At 39.3% G+C, this 15,811-nt stretch carries 14 protein-coding genes; 12 read left to right on the top strand and 2 right to left on the bottom strand.

Annotated features, from left to right (window positions below; genetic code table 11):
* Positions 1-14 precede the first annotated feature (14 nt).
* Both ACMKPP_RS01435 and ACMKPP_RS01440 read left to right on the top strand, forming a co-directional pair.
* Entirely contained in the window at positions 15-1,250 is a 1,236-nt protein-coding gene (locus ACMKPP_RS01435) for a DUF445 family protein (RefSeq protein ID WP_058948266.1), read from the top strand.
* The gene (locus ACMKPP_RS01440; protein ID WP_058948265.1) at positions 1,247-2,560 is read left to right on the top strand and encodes a DUF445 domain-containing protein; all 1,314 of its coding nucleotides are present in this window, start codon (positions 1,247-1,249) and stop codon (positions 2,558-2,560) included. The genes ACMKPP_RS01435 and ACMKPP_RS01440 overlap by 4 nt, the downstream gene beginning before the upstream one ends.
* Positions 2,561-2,728: 168 nt before the next feature.
* Here ACMKPP_RS01440 and ACMKPP_RS01445 read toward each other — a convergent pair whose 3' ends face one another.
* Together ACMKPP_RS01445 and ACMKPP_RS01450 are read right to left on the bottom strand one after the other, a co-directional pair.
* Positions 2,729-4,144 (bottom strand): sensor histidine kinase, encoded by a 1,416-nt coding sequence (locus ACMKPP_RS01445; RefSeq protein ID WP_004694649.1) that lies wholly within the window; start codon positions 4,142-4,144, stop codon positions 2,729-2,731.
* The gene (locus tag ACMKPP_RS01450) at positions 4,122-4,796 is read right to left on the bottom strand and encodes a response regulator transcription factor (protein WP_004698139.1); all 675 of its coding nucleotides are present in this window, start codon (positions 4,794-4,796) and stop codon (positions 4,122-4,124) included. Before ACMKPP_RS01450 ends, ACMKPP_RS01445 begins: the two co-directional genes overlap by 23 nt.
* Before the next feature lie 887 nt (positions 4,797-5,683).
* On the opposite strand from ACMKPP_RS01450, the gene ACMKPP_RS01455 reads away from it, so the two are divergent.
* The 10 genes from ACMKPP_RS01455 to ACMKPP_RS01500 all read left to right on the top strand — a co-directional run bounded on the left by ACMKPP_RS01455 (position 5,684) and on the right by ACMKPP_RS01500 (position 15,684).
* Positions 5,684-7,402, top strand: coding sequence for an FAD-binding protein (locus ACMKPP_RS01455; protein WP_418369196.1), 1,719 nt, complete (start codon positions 5,684-5,686; stop codon positions 7,400-7,402).
* A gap of 1 nt (position 7,403) precedes the next feature.
* Positions 7,404-8,366: a succinate dehydrogenase/fumarate reductase iron-sulfur subunit gene (locus ACMKPP_RS01460; RefSeq protein ID WP_008714753.1), complete on the top strand. Its 963-nt coding sequence runs from the start codon at positions 7,404-7,406 to the stop codon at positions 8,364-8,366.
* A complete protein-coding gene (locus ACMKPP_RS01465; protein ID WP_004698224.1) occupies positions 8,366-9,241 on the top strand; it encodes a CoB--CoM heterodisulfide reductase iron-sulfur subunit B family protein in 876 nt (291 codons plus the stop codon). Before ACMKPP_RS01460 ends, ACMKPP_RS01465 begins: the two co-directional genes overlap by 1 nt.
* Positions 9,242-9,702: 461 nt before the next feature.
* Positions 9,703-10,449: a BUD32 family EKC/KEOPS complex subunit gene (locus tag ACMKPP_RS01470; RefSeq protein ID WP_004698107.1), complete on the top strand. Its 747-nt coding sequence runs from the start codon at positions 9,703-9,705 to the stop codon at positions 10,447-10,449.
* A 225-nt stretch (positions 10,450-10,674) separates the two neighbouring features.
* A complete protein-coding gene (locus ACMKPP_RS01475; RefSeq protein ID WP_004698290.1) occupies positions 10,675-10,881 on the top strand; it encodes a DUF1659 domain-containing protein in 207 nt (68 codons plus the stop codon).
* Positions 10,882-11,102: 221 nt separating this feature from the next.
* Positions 11,103-11,324, top strand: coding sequence for a DUF2922 domain-containing protein (locus ACMKPP_RS01480; protein ID WP_004694662.1), 222 nt, complete (start codon positions 11,103-11,105; stop codon positions 11,322-11,324).
* 305 nt (positions 11,325-11,629) lie between these two features.
* Positions 11,630-12,241: a MotA/TolQ/ExbB proton channel family protein gene (locus ACMKPP_RS01485; protein WP_418369197.1), complete on the top strand. Its 612-nt coding sequence runs from the start codon at positions 11,630-11,632 to the stop codon at positions 12,239-12,241.
* Positions 12,238-12,642, top strand: a complete 405-nt coding sequence (locus ACMKPP_RS01490) for an ExbD/TolR family protein (RefSeq protein ID WP_004698134.1) — start codon at positions 12,238-12,240, stop codon at positions 12,640-12,642. The genes ACMKPP_RS01485 and ACMKPP_RS01490 overlap by 4 nt, the downstream gene beginning before the upstream one ends.
* Before the next feature lie 8 nt (positions 12,643-12,650).
* The gene (gene tolA / locus ACMKPP_RS01495; RefSeq protein WP_418369198.1) at positions 12,651-13,454 is read left to right on the top strand and encodes a cell envelope integrity protein TolA; all 804 of its coding nucleotides are present in this window, start codon (positions 12,651-12,653) and stop codon (positions 13,452-13,454) included.
* Between the two features lie 166 nt (positions 13,455-13,620).
* Positions 13,621-15,684 carry a TonB-dependent receptor plug domain-containing protein gene (locus ACMKPP_RS01500; RefSeq protein ID WP_418369199.1) on the top strand — a complete coding sequence of 688 codons (2,064 nt, stop codon included), beginning with the start codon at positions 13,621-13,623 and terminating at the stop codon, positions 15,682-15,684.
* Positions 15,685-15,811 lie beyond the last annotated feature (127 nt).

The following is a 15,811-nucleotide window of genomic DNA, read 5'->3' on the forward strand; positions in this document are numbered from 1 at the left end:
GTTAGGATCAAGTGATGATGAAAACCAAACCAGTGGCAACCACCCTGTTGGTTGTCATGGCTATTATATTTTTAATTTCATATCCACAGCGACATGATACATTTTGGGCCTTTATCATGCATATCTCTGGGGCAGCTATGATAGGTGGCCTCGCGGACTGGTATGCAGTAACGGCTCTCTTTACGAAGCCTTTAGGCATTCCTTTTAAAACGGCAATCTTGCCGCGCAGTAAGGAACGATTAATTCAGATAGGTCGCACTATGCTCAGCGAAGAGCTATTGCGCGTGCCACAGATGTATTATGCTATCAAAAAAGAACGCGTTATGGTCCGTATCGTTGAATACGGCATGAGCGATGTGGGACAAGTTCAAATTCGAAATCTCTTGTACGGTGTGGGGAATCAAGTTTTATCTCATATGGATATTGAACCGATGCGCCAAGAGATTAATAAGGCCATTTATAAGGGGGTTACAAACTGGAAAGCAACACCCCTTGTTATTCTCTTTGGTCGTTGTATGCTAGAACGTCACACAGCAAGCGTGTTTTGGCTTTATTTTAACCGCACATGTCAGCGTGTTATCGCATCAAATCAGGTATATCCCTATTTGTATCGCGTCATGCTAGACATTATGAAAACTTATACAAAGGATTCTTTCTTTCGTGAATTGGCTATCGCCTTTGGTGGAGATGGACTTTCACCAGAACGATTGGTAGAGACGGTACAGAAAAAAGCCGTTCAGTTCTTGAAGGAAAATGAATCTATCGATTCTGCATTGGGGCGCTATGTATGGGGCCAAGCAATTCGATTCTTCAATAACCTAGAAACCAATACAGAATGGCAAGCTTTCATCGAAGAACATAAAAATCAGTGGATTAGAATGGTTCTTGAAGAATGGGAAGGCAAACTTATCGATGGGGATACATTGGACTGGAAACGCCTCATGGACATCGTTATGGATCGCTTTAATGTGCTCGGCACCGAAATTTTGTTGAATCCAGACAAGCAGGCGCCGTTTGAGCGGTTCTTCTTGTTGCGTAGTATTCCGTGGTTGCAGAAATTGAACCCCCTCATCGACAGTGTGGTAGGTCAGGAATTATCTCGCTATTCGCCTGATGAAATCACTCAAATTGTTCGTGGCAAAATGTACTATGACCTTCAAATGGTGCGTATTAATGGTTCCCTTATAGGGGCTGTCCTTGGGGGCACCTTATACGGTTTGACCATCATTGTAGAGGGGGTGCTCAAATGATTAGTTATTTGAAATCCCTTACCTTGAAACAGCGTGCTAATGGCATTTTAGGCTTGACTGCCGTATTGTATTGTTTTGCTTTTGTAGGACAATTTTTCTTTGGCTATGAAAGTTGGTATCAACCGTTGTACTGGGCTGTTCAATCTGCCCTCATCGGCAGTGTGGCCGACTGGTTCGCTGTAACAGCATTATTCCGTAAGCCACTAGGTTTCCCATATCATACAGCGCTAATTCCTAGAAATAAAGATCGCCTCATTAATGGCGTTATTAAACTTGTAGAGACGAAGATGCTTACCAAGGAGCGTTGTAAAGTATTATTAAAAAATGTGCAATTTGTGCCATTGTTTGAGAAGTTCTTGTTGTCTCCTGAGGGGCAACGAGCAGCACGCCTTGTGATTCATCAAGGACTACACCTTTTATGGAAATCTCAAACTAATGAAGAATGGGCACAATGGGGGGCAAAACGCATTCGTGGATTGCTTCAACAACATTCTCTCGTGCCCGTTTTGAAACACGTATTACTCGATTTATGTGAGCATAATCGCTATGAAAGCATGGTCGTACAAGTTTTAAACGTGATTCAAGAACGGATTAATCATCCAGCTATGGTTACCTGGCTTACCGCTGTCGTAGCAGAAGAGGCACATAAGAAAAAGCGAAAAGGGTTCTGGTCTGATTTCCTTATTTCTATGTCCGAAGCTACCGATGTAGTAAACTATCAAGAAATGGCAGAGGCTATTGTCCAAGAGGCCTATGCGATGCTGGAAAGCTGGAAACGGCCCAATAGCCCCGAACGAACAGCTTGGTTGCGACAATGGGTAGAACCAATTCGTAATATTGAAGAGAACCATGAAGTCTGCGATGCTCTTAACGAAGCGTGGGAACGCTGGATTCGCGAACAAGACTGGGAATCTGTTATCGAAAACCATTTATGCCCTTATATAGAAGAACTATTGCTTGTAGGGGATGAAAATGGAGAAACTCCGGCTCAGGTTTTAGTTAATATTGCTCTTGAGTTATGGAATGTTTACGGTCAATCAGAAGATCTTAGAAATCGTATTGAAAAAACCTTACACGATATTGGCGACTATGTACTTGAACAAGGGTATGACCTTATTGAAACTATCATACGTCAAGTATTAGGTGGCCTCAGTACAGATAAATTTATTTACTTTATTGAATCTAAGGTGGAGGACGATCTCAGCTGGATCCGCATTAATGGTGCTATCGTTGGTGCTGTAGCGGGTCTGCTTGTATGGACCTTCCTAGAATATGTATATATGCCGTTTTGGCAACAATTTGTAGGCTAAAGTTAATTATCTATAATAAGTTGCTTTAAAATTAAATACACAAAAACTAGCATATAGAAGGAGCTTCTATATGCTAGTTTTTTATGGTTTAATTAATTCTACATTATGGGCTTTTTGAATTAAAATGGATATAGAAAAGGGACTGACCATTGGTCAGTCCCTTTTATGTTATTCTTCCCTTGTATTGTACGGCAATCGCACGGTAAATGTAGTTTTTACTTGTGGTTCACTCGTGGCCGTTACTGTACCATGGTGTAAGTTAATAACTTTATTTACAAAGTATAGGCCTAGGCCGATGCCGTGATTAGACTTTTTATTTCGCGATTGTTCCGTCTGATACATCCGATCCCAAATATGATCCAGAGCTTCAGGTTCGATGCCAATACCATTATCTGTTACGGTAATGACTAAGTCCCTGCCTACTAGTTTAGCCGAAATATCAATAGTAGAGTTTGTAAACTTAATGGCATTGTCCACTAGGTTTGTGATAGCTCGACGTAATGATACTTCGTGAGCATTCATATGTAAATTAGGCTCAATATGAGATGTAATCGTAATCTGTTTATCTGTATTTTCTGTACAGAGTCTTGTATAGTCGTGGACCATATTGGATAACATCAATGATACATTGACAGGTGCAAAGCTTAGACCTTGTGCATTTTCAAGGCGGGCTACATCAAGCAGTTGGCTTACGAGGTTAGTCATGAACTTAGCTTGCTCTAAGATATGTGTTAAACCTTCCCGTAGATCTGCTTCTGTACGACCGTATTTTAGAGCAAATTCACTTTCTGCTTTAATAACGGCAATTGGTGTACGTAGCTCGTGAGATACGTCAGAACTAAACTGTCTTTCACGATTGGAAGAATCCTCAAGACCTGAAATCATACGGTTAAATGTTGTAGTTAGTTCGTAGATTTCATCTCTCGCTGTGCGAGCCGGAATGTCGATACGACGGCTCAAGTCGTTGTTCTTACCGATGACTTTAGCTGTTTTCGTCAAAGTTCGGACCGGTTTAAGTCCTTTTTTGATGAAAAGATAACCGCCTAGGGAGGAAATTAGTAAGAAAATGATATTCCCTAACAGTAAGCTGTATAAAAGGTTTTCCGTCTTTTTAGAGGCTGTTTTTACTTTTGTAACAGCACGCAAAATACCACGATAGTTCGGTTCGTTGACCGGAGTATCGTAGTAGTAGAAGGTATCATCACCAGCAGCAATTTCACCAACTTGGCCTAAGGAAAGGATTGTTTGGTTTGGAAACCCATCTGGCAAGGCGCCTTTAATAATATAGCCATCTTGAGTTGATACAAAGAAGAATGTATTATCTTGGTACGGTTTAAACTTGCGGATATCCGTAGCCATAATCATCGCTTGTTGTTGTAAGCGTTCGCGCACTTCTTTGTTATCGGATTCATGTGTATATGCGTAAATCCATGCGGATGCAACCATCAAAATGATAAGCAAAAAGATGGTATACCAAGACATAATTTTAAAGGTTAGGGGCAGCCGATTAAATAAATCGGTGGCTGCCCCAGACATGGTATCTAGATCTCGGTGAGGATCATTAGTTTTCTGTTTTGAGGACATACCCTACTCCACGAACCGTTTGAATGAGTTTTACATTCTCATCAGTATCAATTTTCTTGCGCAAATCTTTAATGTATACGTCGATAAGGTTAGAGTAGCTTTCATAATCGTATTCCCAAACATGGTCAAGGATTTGTTGACGAGATAATACGATATTTTCGTTACTTGCTAAATAGAATAATAGGTCGAATTCTTTTGCAGTCAATGTAATTGTTTCGCCGTCGCGTTTAACAGTACGTTGAGGAACATTGATGGTAAGTGGACCTACATGGATATCGTTTTGTGCATGACGCGCATTACGACGAGCCAATGCATAAATACGAGCGGTTAACTCTTCAAGATCGAAAGGCTTTACAAGATAATCATCTGCACCAGTGTTAAGGCCTGTAACTTTATCTTGTAAGGAATCCTTTGCTGTTAAAAGCAATACAGGTGTTGTATTACCGTCGTTACGCATTTGTGCAAGAGCACTGATACCATCGAGGATTGGCATCATAATATCCATTACGATAACGTCATAGCTAGATGTGTTAACGTAATCGATCGCTTGTTGCCCATTGAAGCATGTATCAACTGTCATATTTTCTGCACGTAAATATTTAGCCGTGATACCATTCAGCATTTCTTCGTCTTCTACAAGTAAAATTTTCATTCTCTGTTCTCCTTATGTATGATTTAAAAATATAGCTCTCCAACTACATTAATTATAGTCATTATATATATATATAAACTTTCTTTTTTTGAAAGCCACAACACCATATAAGGTGACTATATATATAATATTATATAACTTATTTATCTATTATCATACCTTATACAATAGTAATGAGCAAAAGATGAATGTACATGCGAGTTTACAAGACTTTTCTTCATTTTTGAAAGCCTTAAAAATGGTGAAAGACTGAAACTTAATGAATTCTGCTAATGAATAAAATCTAACTATATCGAAGATTGCCGTATGCGCATAGATGAGGGTGATTTTATCGATTTTAGATGATGTGCGATAAATCACTAAAAAAACTTATGATAATTATTATCACAGAAATAAATGCTTGTTATGAACGGAGAAATACGATAATTTTCGATGATTAAATTCGAGGTAAATTTAGTAGGAATTTAATGGATATTAATTATTAGGAATGGTTAGCAATAATTAAAAAGCTAGTGTTTATGCGAATTCTATAGATACCAAAGGAAATAAAAACATAGAAAAATTTCGGAACCGAACTACTTTCGTAAAATCCTTAACTTCTTGTAAAAATTATTCATATAGGTAATTTTTTGACTCCTCTTTTTACCTTAAAAATGCTAAGTGAAATAAATTATCAATTAGATTAATCAAAATTAATTATGCATAATAGGGTTTAGACATGACCTGAAATGCTCTCTATAATTATAGGTAAAGAAATAAGAAAAATCGCATAAGTATGGGGTTTTTCTTGAAAGAAAAATGATTAGGTTATCAAAAATTTTTATAAGTTTTTGAAATGAGATAGTCTAACAGGTTTCTTATTAATAGGTAGTTATGAGGAGGTCATTATGGAACAGTTTGATGTTCTAGTAGTAGGTAGCGGTGGCGCCGGCATGCGTGCGGCTCTTGAAGTAGGTCGTCGCAAAGGCTTAAAAGTAGCTCTTATTACTAAAATTTTCCCAACTCGCTCTGCAACAGCAATGGCGCAAGGCGGTGTAAATGCATGTTTGAACAACGTTGCAGCTGAAGATACAGTTGAAACTCATACTTTCGATACTGTAAAAGGTTCTGACTATCTTGGCGACCAAGATGCAATCGAATTCTTCTGCTCTCGTTGTCCAGAAGGCGTACTTGAAATGGACCACATGGGTGCTCCATTCTCCCGTACTGAAGAGAATAAAATTGCGCAACGTAACTTCGGTGGTCAATCCTATCCACGTACTTGCTACTCTGCGGATAAAACTGGTCACGTTATTTTGCACACAACTTACGAACAATGCTTGAAAGAAGGCGTACACTTCTTACAAGAATGGTATCTTTTAGATCTTGTTAAATCTGCAGAAGGTCACGTTGGTGGCGCTGTAGTTTGGAACATGAAAGAAGGTCGCGTAGAACAAATTAAAGCGAAAGCTATTATCTTGTCTACTGGTGGTGCAGGCCGTATCTTCTGGACTCGTACTACAAACCCATTCCTTTCCACTGGCGATGGTATGGCAGCGGCATTCCGTGCCGGTAACGGATTGAAGGATATGGAAATGATCCAATTCCATCCGACTGGTCTTGGTCGTACCGGTATCTTGATGTCTGAAGCGGTTCGTGGTGAAGGCGGTTATCTTCTTAATTCTGAAGGCGAACGTTTCATGAAAAAATATGCGCCTAACAAAATGGAATTGGCATCCCGTGACGTTGTAGCGAAAGCAATCGAAGATGAAATCGCTGCAGGTCGTGGTTTCGGTTCCGGTCTTAACGCATACGTAGTAGCTGACCTTCGTCACTTAGGTCCTGAAGTTATCATCGAAAAACTTCATGGTATTCGTGACTTGGCTATGACTTTCGAACATTGTGATCCATTGACTCAACCGGTACCTATTCGTCCAACATGTCACTATACAATGGGCGGTATCGACGTAGTGGATTACAAAACTTGTGCATGTGAATTGCCTGGTTTGTTCGCTTCTGGCGAAGCATCTTGTATCTCCATCCACGGTGCGAACCGCTTGGGTGGTAACTCCTTGGCAGACGGCGTGGTATTCGGTAAAGTATCCGGTGCTGGCGCAGCTGATTATGCTGAAACACATGAACAACCTAACGTAGATGCGGAACTTGCTGCAGCTGCAAAAGCTTGGGAAGCTCGTTTCACAGAAGTAACATCCCGTGAAGGCGGTCGTCCGGTTGTAGAAATCCGCGATGCATTGGCTGATGCAATGTGGAATAAAGTAGGTATCTTCCGTAATGAAGAAGGTATTACTGAAGCCTTAAAAGAAATCGAACAATTGATTGAAGATTATAAAACTTGCTATGTAGGTGACCCTGAACGTACTTACAACATGGCATTCGTAAACTATTGTGAAATTGGCTCCATGTTAACAGTAGCAAAAGCTATTGCTATGGGCGCTTTACACCGCCGTGAATCTCGTGGTGCTCATATTCGTGAAGACCATCCTAAACGTAATGATGAAAGATACTTAAAACATTCCTTGATCAAATTAGGTGCTGACGGTCAATACGAATTAACAGAACGCGACGTAGTGTTCACTAAATACGAACCACAAGAAAGGAAGTACTAAGATGAGACAAATCACCTACCATATTCACCGTTACCAACAAGGTCGCGCGTTTGTACAGACTTTCAAATTCGATTACGAACCTGACCGTACAATCCTCTGGGGCCTTCAAAAAATTAAAGATACTCAAGATCCAACATTGACATTCTTGGCAGCTTGCCGTTCCGCAGTTTGCGGCGCTTGCTCCATTCGTGTAAATGGCGAAGCGATGCTCGGCTGTGAATCTAAAATCGATGAATTAACAGAACGTTATGGCACAGACGAATTGACAATCGCTCCAATCGGCAACTTCCGTGTTATCCGTGACTTAGTTGTTGATTGGGAATCCAAAGTTGATCGCTTGAAAACAGTTGCTCCTTGGATTTTCCTTAAAGCTGAATTCAACGAAGGGGACAAAATCGTTCGCCAAACTCCAGCTGACTTCAAAAAATTCGTTGCTGGTACAGAATGTATCCTTTGCGGTTGCTGTGCGTCTGAATGTAACAAATTGACTGCTCGCGAAGACGACTTCTTGGAACCATATGTATTCACAAAAGCTAACCGTTTCGTATTGGATAGCCGTGATGATGCACCTATGGCTCACATTCAACCTGCATTCGACAACGGTCTTTGGAAATGCGTTCACTGCATGAACTGTATCTCCCGTTGCCCTAAACACTTAAAACCTGCTCAAGACATTTCCAACTTGCGTAAAGAAGCTACAAAAGCTGGCCTTACTAACAGCAAAGGCGTTCGCCATGCAGTTGCTTTCAAAGAGGACCTTTACAAAACTGGTCGCTTGAAAGAAGTTTCTATGAGCTTGAAATCTGATGGTGTTGTAGATTCCGCTAAACAAGCATTCTATGCATTGCGTTTGTGGAAACACAGCAAAATCAACCCATTTGAACTTGTAGTACCTCAAAAACCTGTAAACGGTATTGATGGTGTTCGCAGACTTATGAAAGCAGCTGAGGAGGTAAGCAAATAATGAAATACGCATTTTTCCCAGGTTGCGTTCTTGAAAGCGCTGCCAAAGAAGATTACTTAGCAACAGTTGCTGTAGCTAAAAAATTAGGTATTGAGTTGGAAGAACTTGACGGCTGGACTTGCTGTGGCGCTTCCCACGTTCAAGATATCGCTCCAGAAGTTACACTCGCTACAAACGCACGTAACATTGCATTAGCAGAAGAAAAGGGTTTAAACCTTTTAACTGTATGTAATACTTGTACTTTGATGCTTCGTGAAGCTAAAAATGAACTTGATGCAAACGAAAAAGAAAAGAACGAAGTTAACAAAAAATTAGCTCAAATCGGTAAACAATACCGCGGTACAACTGATATTACTCATTTCTTATGGGTATTGATCCGCGACTACGGTTTGGACAAATTGAAAGCTAAAGTTGTTAAACCATTAACTGGGTTACGTGTAGCTGAATACTATGGCTGCCATATTCTTCGCCCTCAAACTGAATTGGGCTTCGAAGATTATCAAATGCCTACATCCTTAGCAGATTTGATCTCTGCTATCGGTGCTACACCAATCGACTTCTCCCGTAAACTTGATTGCTGCGGTTTCCATGCTGTATACCCTGCGCATGATTCCGTAATGCAAATGACTGGCTCTATCAATAAAGATGCGGCAACAGAAGGTGCAGATTGCGTAGTTACTCCTTGCCCACTTTGCCAAATGCAACTTGATATGTTCCAAAAAGAAGCTAAAGAAGTTGTTGGCGGTGGCAAAGATATGCCAATCTTGCACATGTCCCAATTAGTAGGTCTTGCTCTTGGCATTTCTCCTGCTGAAATGGGTATGCCTAAACGTCACTTAACTGATACTGCGGCAGTGACAAAATTTGTAGGTTAATTCGTTTGATTTAGACATGATCAGAGTTGGTCTATATAGTAGTCTGAATCTAAACCTATTATCATAATTACCAGAAGAATCCCCTAGCTTAGGCTAGGGGATTTTTCTTTTTTATAAATAGAGCTCCAGTAATATTAATGGTAATAGATTTGGATTTAAGTGTACTGAAATATTAATCGTGAAATATATATAAACCGATAAATGTAAAATAAATACAGTAAAATACTAACTTTATAAATAAATTTGATTTTGATATCGATTGATAATTGTAGTATAATAAGTACACAAATTGTATACACTTATATGAGTAATAGCTAATATGTTGTAATTCATAAATTATTATAATGCTATATATACTAGACTATACAATATAAATTTGGGAGATATTATATTGGAAATACTAGTTATTATGCTTTGAGAGGGTGATTAGCATTATAGAGTGTATATACGGGGGGAAAATAATGAATGATATGCTATTAGAATATATCGATCGAATGATTGATCAAGAGACAGAACATCGTGTTTTTTCTGTGGATTTTAACAACAAACAGTACTTTGTAAAACAGGATATAAGTAACCATCGCTCTAGTTGGATTAAGCCCGCACCTAGAGCTTCTTTTGATTATGAGTTTTACAAGATTTCTTTTGTGAATACGCAATTACCAGTAGCTCCTGTTATTGCTGGTTTTAGAGAACATTATTTTGTTACAGAAGATTGTGGCAAAACGTTAACATATTATAGCCAATTGCCTGCTCAACATCCAGAGGATGATAGTTTGCAAGATATGTTAAGTCATATTTTTTATATGTTTGGCAAGACATTGGGGCGCTTGCATGATTATGGTTTAAGCCATGGTCGTCCTGCCATGCGAGACATTACTTATGAGCCAGAAGAAGATAAGATTACTCTGCTAGATTGGGAGAATAGCCGTCGTTGGCCTGAGTTAACACCGCAAGGCTGGGATTTACTCGTCTTTGTTCACAGTTTTTTCCGAGAGGATAATTTACCTATATGTTATCTATATGCTATGATGAATGGCTATAGCTCAGCTTGTACAGCCCGTGAGACCGTTCTACATATAAAAGACATTCTGGGTAAACATGAATATCTTTTTAAATTCTGTCGTATGTTAAATCCTCTACATTTTGTGGACACTGAAGCCGCTGTTAAAGCATATGACTTTATGTTGGCTTTGAAAACCGAATAATATGTATATGGATAGTACTCGTAGTAAGAGCACTTTATAGACCTTTACCGGTGTTATCTAGATTGATAAACTTCTAGATAACATTAGGTAGAGGTCTTTTTCTATTTCAATTTATAGTATTACAGTCAGAGTTCAGCTACTTTCACCATAAGTACCTTAAATAACGGCAAGAGGGTTGTCGAATGAGGGCCTCAGGAATATAAGAGGGTGAAAGGAGGTGATACGATGGCTAACATTAAACGCACTAAATTGGTGTTGCGTTTTAACATCGGTACCGAAGATGCGCCGAAGTACAAAGACGTAACCTATACTCGTGTTGCGGAAGAAGCGTCTGACGATCATGTGAAAACCGTTGGTAATGCGCTGGCAGCCTTGTATGACCACAGCTTGTCCGACGTGGTCCGCGTCAATGAAGTATCCTTAGGACATTAAGTGTAGGTTTTCTACCATTTTGTTTTAGGTGATCCAAACACATTTTTAATTGCTGGTTTCGTACATTCTTATATAGTCGTAAAAAGGTGTAGAAATAGCAAGTCCACACATTCCCATCCTTATTGATATGAATCGAAGATACGTATATTTGTAATCTAACATGTTTATAGCCTATCTAGATTCGATGAACTTGTTTATGAAACGTGAAAGGAGGCGCCCACATGGCGGAAAAACGCGTTGTATATCTTACATTTTCTACGGTCGGTGGTAAAAGCACATCAGTCACAATTAGTGCTCCTCGTGCTGGAATTACTTTACAAGATGCTAAAACAGCGGCTAATGCGTTAGTTGCTAATAAAGTCATTCTTGGTGCTGGTGATGCAGAATTAGCAGCATTTACTACGGCTCGCGAAGTAAAGACACAAACTACTGAATTGCAATAGTACTGATTATGTACGATGTGATTTTGTTAGTGGAAATATAATTTAATAAAAAGAGACCTTGATCAAAGCAAGGTCTCTTTTTGTGTTGCAATTGAGACGTAAGTTCAAAATTATTTCAGGTTTATAATTTATAATATCCTTTATAATGACTGGTATTTATATGATATTGGAAAATATAGTATGATATGGTAGACTTATTAAGTGATTTTGATTATCGTTTTGATGCAACTTGATTTATTTAAAACTAGTTTAGTAGGGGAGAAAATAAGTTTATAGAATTAAGCTGTTAATAAAGGAGGTTTACGATGAAAGAGGCTTGGGAATTATTCTTACATGGTGGATTTGTTATGTGGCCGTTACTAGTGGCCCTTATCATTGCCGTAGCTATAGCGATTGAACGTATAGCTTATTATCGACAATTGAAGCGGGAAATGTTTGCTCTGAATGATGCATTAGAAGGGAGCGAAATGAACTGGCAATCCTTATTAGCTACCTTAGAATCTAAATATACAGCTAATATTTCGTATAATCTACCTCGCGTGCTTGGACAGTGTCAGGATCGTAATGTATTGCAGTCTAAAATGGAGGATATGGTGGCTCATGTTTATACGCACGCTTCTCGTGGCCTTGATTGGCTCTCTACCATTGTTACGATAGCACCATTATTAGGCTTGCTTGGTACTGTAACGGGTATGATTGGTGCCTTTCAGGTATTCAGTGCTGACGGTGCGGTACCTACTGCTATTACCGGTGGTGTGGGGGAAGCCCTTGTCGCAACTGCTTCCGGGCTTTGCGTGGCTATTGTAGCGTTATGTTTCCATGCTGCATTTACCCATCATGTACGCATGACGATATCTCGTTTAGAAGATTCATTTTCTCGTGTTTTAGATTCTTATGATCGGGGGCATGCTGCATGAAACGAATGAGTCGTATGGAGGGAGAAAAGCCTACTTTAATGGTTATTCCTATGATTGATATCATCTTTTTCTTGCTCGTATTTTTTATGATTAGCACCATATATACAATTCCACAACAATCCTTATCTATTATGCTGCCAAAAACGAAAACGCAGCAGTCCGCTGAGTTGCGCCCGGTTTTAATTGATTTTGAAAAATCTGGGCAGCTGATGATAGATGATGGGTATGTGACGAAAGAACAGCTTATTAGCTCTGTGAAAGCCAAGATTGGAGAGAATAAAAATCAAAATTTCCTTATTCGTGCCGATAAGGATTTGAGCTATGGCAAGGTCGTGGAGTTAATGGATGATATGAAAGTAGCTGGCGCTGCAAGTATTAGTATTGCCACTGTTAATAAATAGGTGATGCTATGCCGAAAAAATATATAGATGTGTGGAAATATCCACATATGACCTATAAAAAAGCCTTTGTTATTGCTACTATTATCAGTATTATTACGGTTGGTGTTGCTTTTATTTTCTTTTCTGATTACATCGAATCTCAAATGACCGGATCTTTGCAAATTAATTTTCTAACGGAACAGGAAGCGGAGAAACAAGTAGAAGAAATTAAAGAGCAGATTAAAGAAGAGAAGGTTCATGAGCTTCAATACCAAAAAGAATTAGAAAATAATAAAGTTCAACCTGATAACGGTGGAGCCGGTCACGGAGGACAAAATGGGAACTCCGGCGTCCCCACAAAGAGTGATGTAAGTCCGTCTAGTCAACAAGCGCGTGCTGGTGAAACAGGTACTATTAAACAATCTTCTGTCGGTAGCAATACGGGGAGTGGACTTGTCGGGCCTGAAGGACCTGGGATTGGATATGCATCGACAGGAAGTGGAGAAGGGCTCAGTGATCGTGAGGGTACAGGAGGCACCGAAGTAGATGTCGGTGGTGGCGGCACATTTAGTTATGATGGGTATTGGAGTAATTTACAAAGTGCAATTAATAGTAATTACCCTACAGATGCATACACTATGGGGATTCAAGGTGATGTGACACTAAGAATTTATTTTGCCCCAGGTGGTAGTGTTGCCAGTGTGGAAGTTCTTAATTCTGATGATCCTATGTTATCAGAGCATGCTATGGAATATGCTCGCAGTATTGGTGGCGCTGAAAATTCTACAGGTACACAACAATATGCAGATATTACAATTCACTATAATTTATAAGTATAATGAAAAACTAGTGTCTTTATGGATACTAGTTTTTTTATATGTATATATATTACTTTGATAACATAAAATAATATTGATAGTTATTCCTGATGAATATATAATTGAGATTAGATATCGTTTTATACTATTAGAGCCCTAATATATTTTCTGGAGGTGTGTGATGAAAAAGTCATGGGCAGCACTATTGTGTGTTGTATATCTAACGTCTGTTGCAGGTGTGGTAGGTGCAGAAAATAATAGTTCTACAAGTGTAGATAATGTGAATGAATCTCAAAATACTGTAAGTGATGAGCAGTCAAGACGCATGAAAGATATTACGGTTACCGCTACTCGTACGGAGGCATTAGTTCGCGATGTGCCAATCGCGACAACGATTATTTCACAAGAGGAAATTAAAGATCGCCAATATCGTAATTTAGAGCAAGCCTTACAAAGTGTGCCAGGCGTTGCTTTCAGCACCGATGCTCATGGTGGACAAAATATTACGATGCGTGGCGCCGAATCTCGTCATACATTAATTCTTATTGATGGACGACGTGTTACGGGAGAGTTGACGAAAACGAGAGCTAATGCCATGGGCTGGCTTCGTCAAGGCATGGATAATGTGGAACGCATTGAAATAATTCGTGGTCCGTCGAGTGCCCTTTATGGTTCCGAGGCGAACGGTGGGGTTATTAATATTATTACAAAGCAATCCAGAAAGCCAAGTGTAGAGGTTAATACTGAAATCTCTCGGCGTGATGCATCGAGTGCGACGGGATATAACTTCAATGTATTGGCTCGTAGCGGACAACAAGGAAAGTGGAACGGGTCGATCGGTGCCGGTATTCGCAGAAATATAGCGGGAAATAATGATTCTGAATCGGATAATAACTATCATGGTGACAGGATACCGCTTCATTTTGACGTATCTTATCAAGCGGGAAAAAGGGATAAATTTTCCTTCTTTATAGATCGAGAAACTGAAGACTTGGATATGAATACGAAAAAGGGTAGCTCATTAACTCAATCGGTTGATAAAAATACGACTACTACAAGTACAGGTCTTCGTTGGAATGGCCGTCGCGGTCGGTCATCGCTTATGGTGCAGTCTTACTACAATCATTACAAAGACACTTATGATCAATATAAGCGCACGGGTGGCATAAAAAAACTATCCATTTGGGATGAATATTATAATAAAGAATGGATTACAGACGCACAGGTTAACACATCAATCGATAAGAAGAATCTCTTGACTTATGGCGTTCAATTCCGTCGCCAAGAAGCGATTAGTACGCGTATTAATAACGGCTCCATTGCATGGTCAAGAACTCGAGAAGGCATTACAGATACCGCGGGTAAGGCAACCATTAATTACGGTAGTTACTTTGTGCAACATCAATGGAAACCTAGTCGTAAATGGATAATTATTCCTGCGGTTCGTTATGATACGTCAAATACATTTGATAGCCATTGGTCGCCTAAGATTGGTGTTACCTATAAAGCAAATGATAGTCTTCGCTTTAAAATGAACTACGGTGCAGGCTATTCCACACCTGGTATGACGGAAATGTATCATCATTGGCTTATGGCATCTAATGTACCGAGAGGGCGATTAGGGACTTTCGATATATATTTGCAAGGTAATCCTAATTTGAAACCTGAAAGCTCTTATAACTTTGATTTCTCCGTAGAAAAAGATTGGAAACGGACAAATGTTAAGGCGTCCTACTTCCACAATGTGATTAAAAATTATATTGAAAGCGGTACCAATCGTATTGATATGGCAAATCGCCGTATTTATATTTCATATTCCAATTTACCTCGTGCTGTATTGCAAGGTGTGGAATTATCTGTAAATCATAAACTCAATGATAAATGGGATGTATTCGGTAACTATACTTATTTGGATGCAAAGAATGACGTTACCCATAATCGTCTGTTAAACCGTGGTCGTCATGTATTTAGTGGTGGTGTTAATTATCATCAAGGCCGTTGGACTGGTGCGTTCTGGGGTAACTATTACATTAACTACCTCGATGGCATCGATGCTATCGTTGTTAACCCACGTCTCAGTATCCCGAAAAAGAAAAATATTCAAACTTGGAACGTCATGGTTACTCGTCAGTTGAATGACAATGCATCCATGTATGTAGGGGTTGAAAATATATTTGGTGAAAAACAAGATTTACGGGATATTCATGGCGCCACTTATCGCATGGGCCTTAACTTGCGTATGTAATAGTGAAATATTAATGTACGCATGAAATGCTGAGGCCTTAATGTATGAATGAAATAGATGCATATGTATTGGCGTATGTAATATTAGTGGCATTAATTTGAAACTATAATGTATGAGGTTTAGCTTG

The sequence above is a fragment of the Veillonella parvula genome (genome assembly GCF_048309325.1).
GTDB lineage: Bacteria > Bacillota > Negativicutes > Veillonellales > Veillonellaceae > Veillonella > Veillonella parvula_T.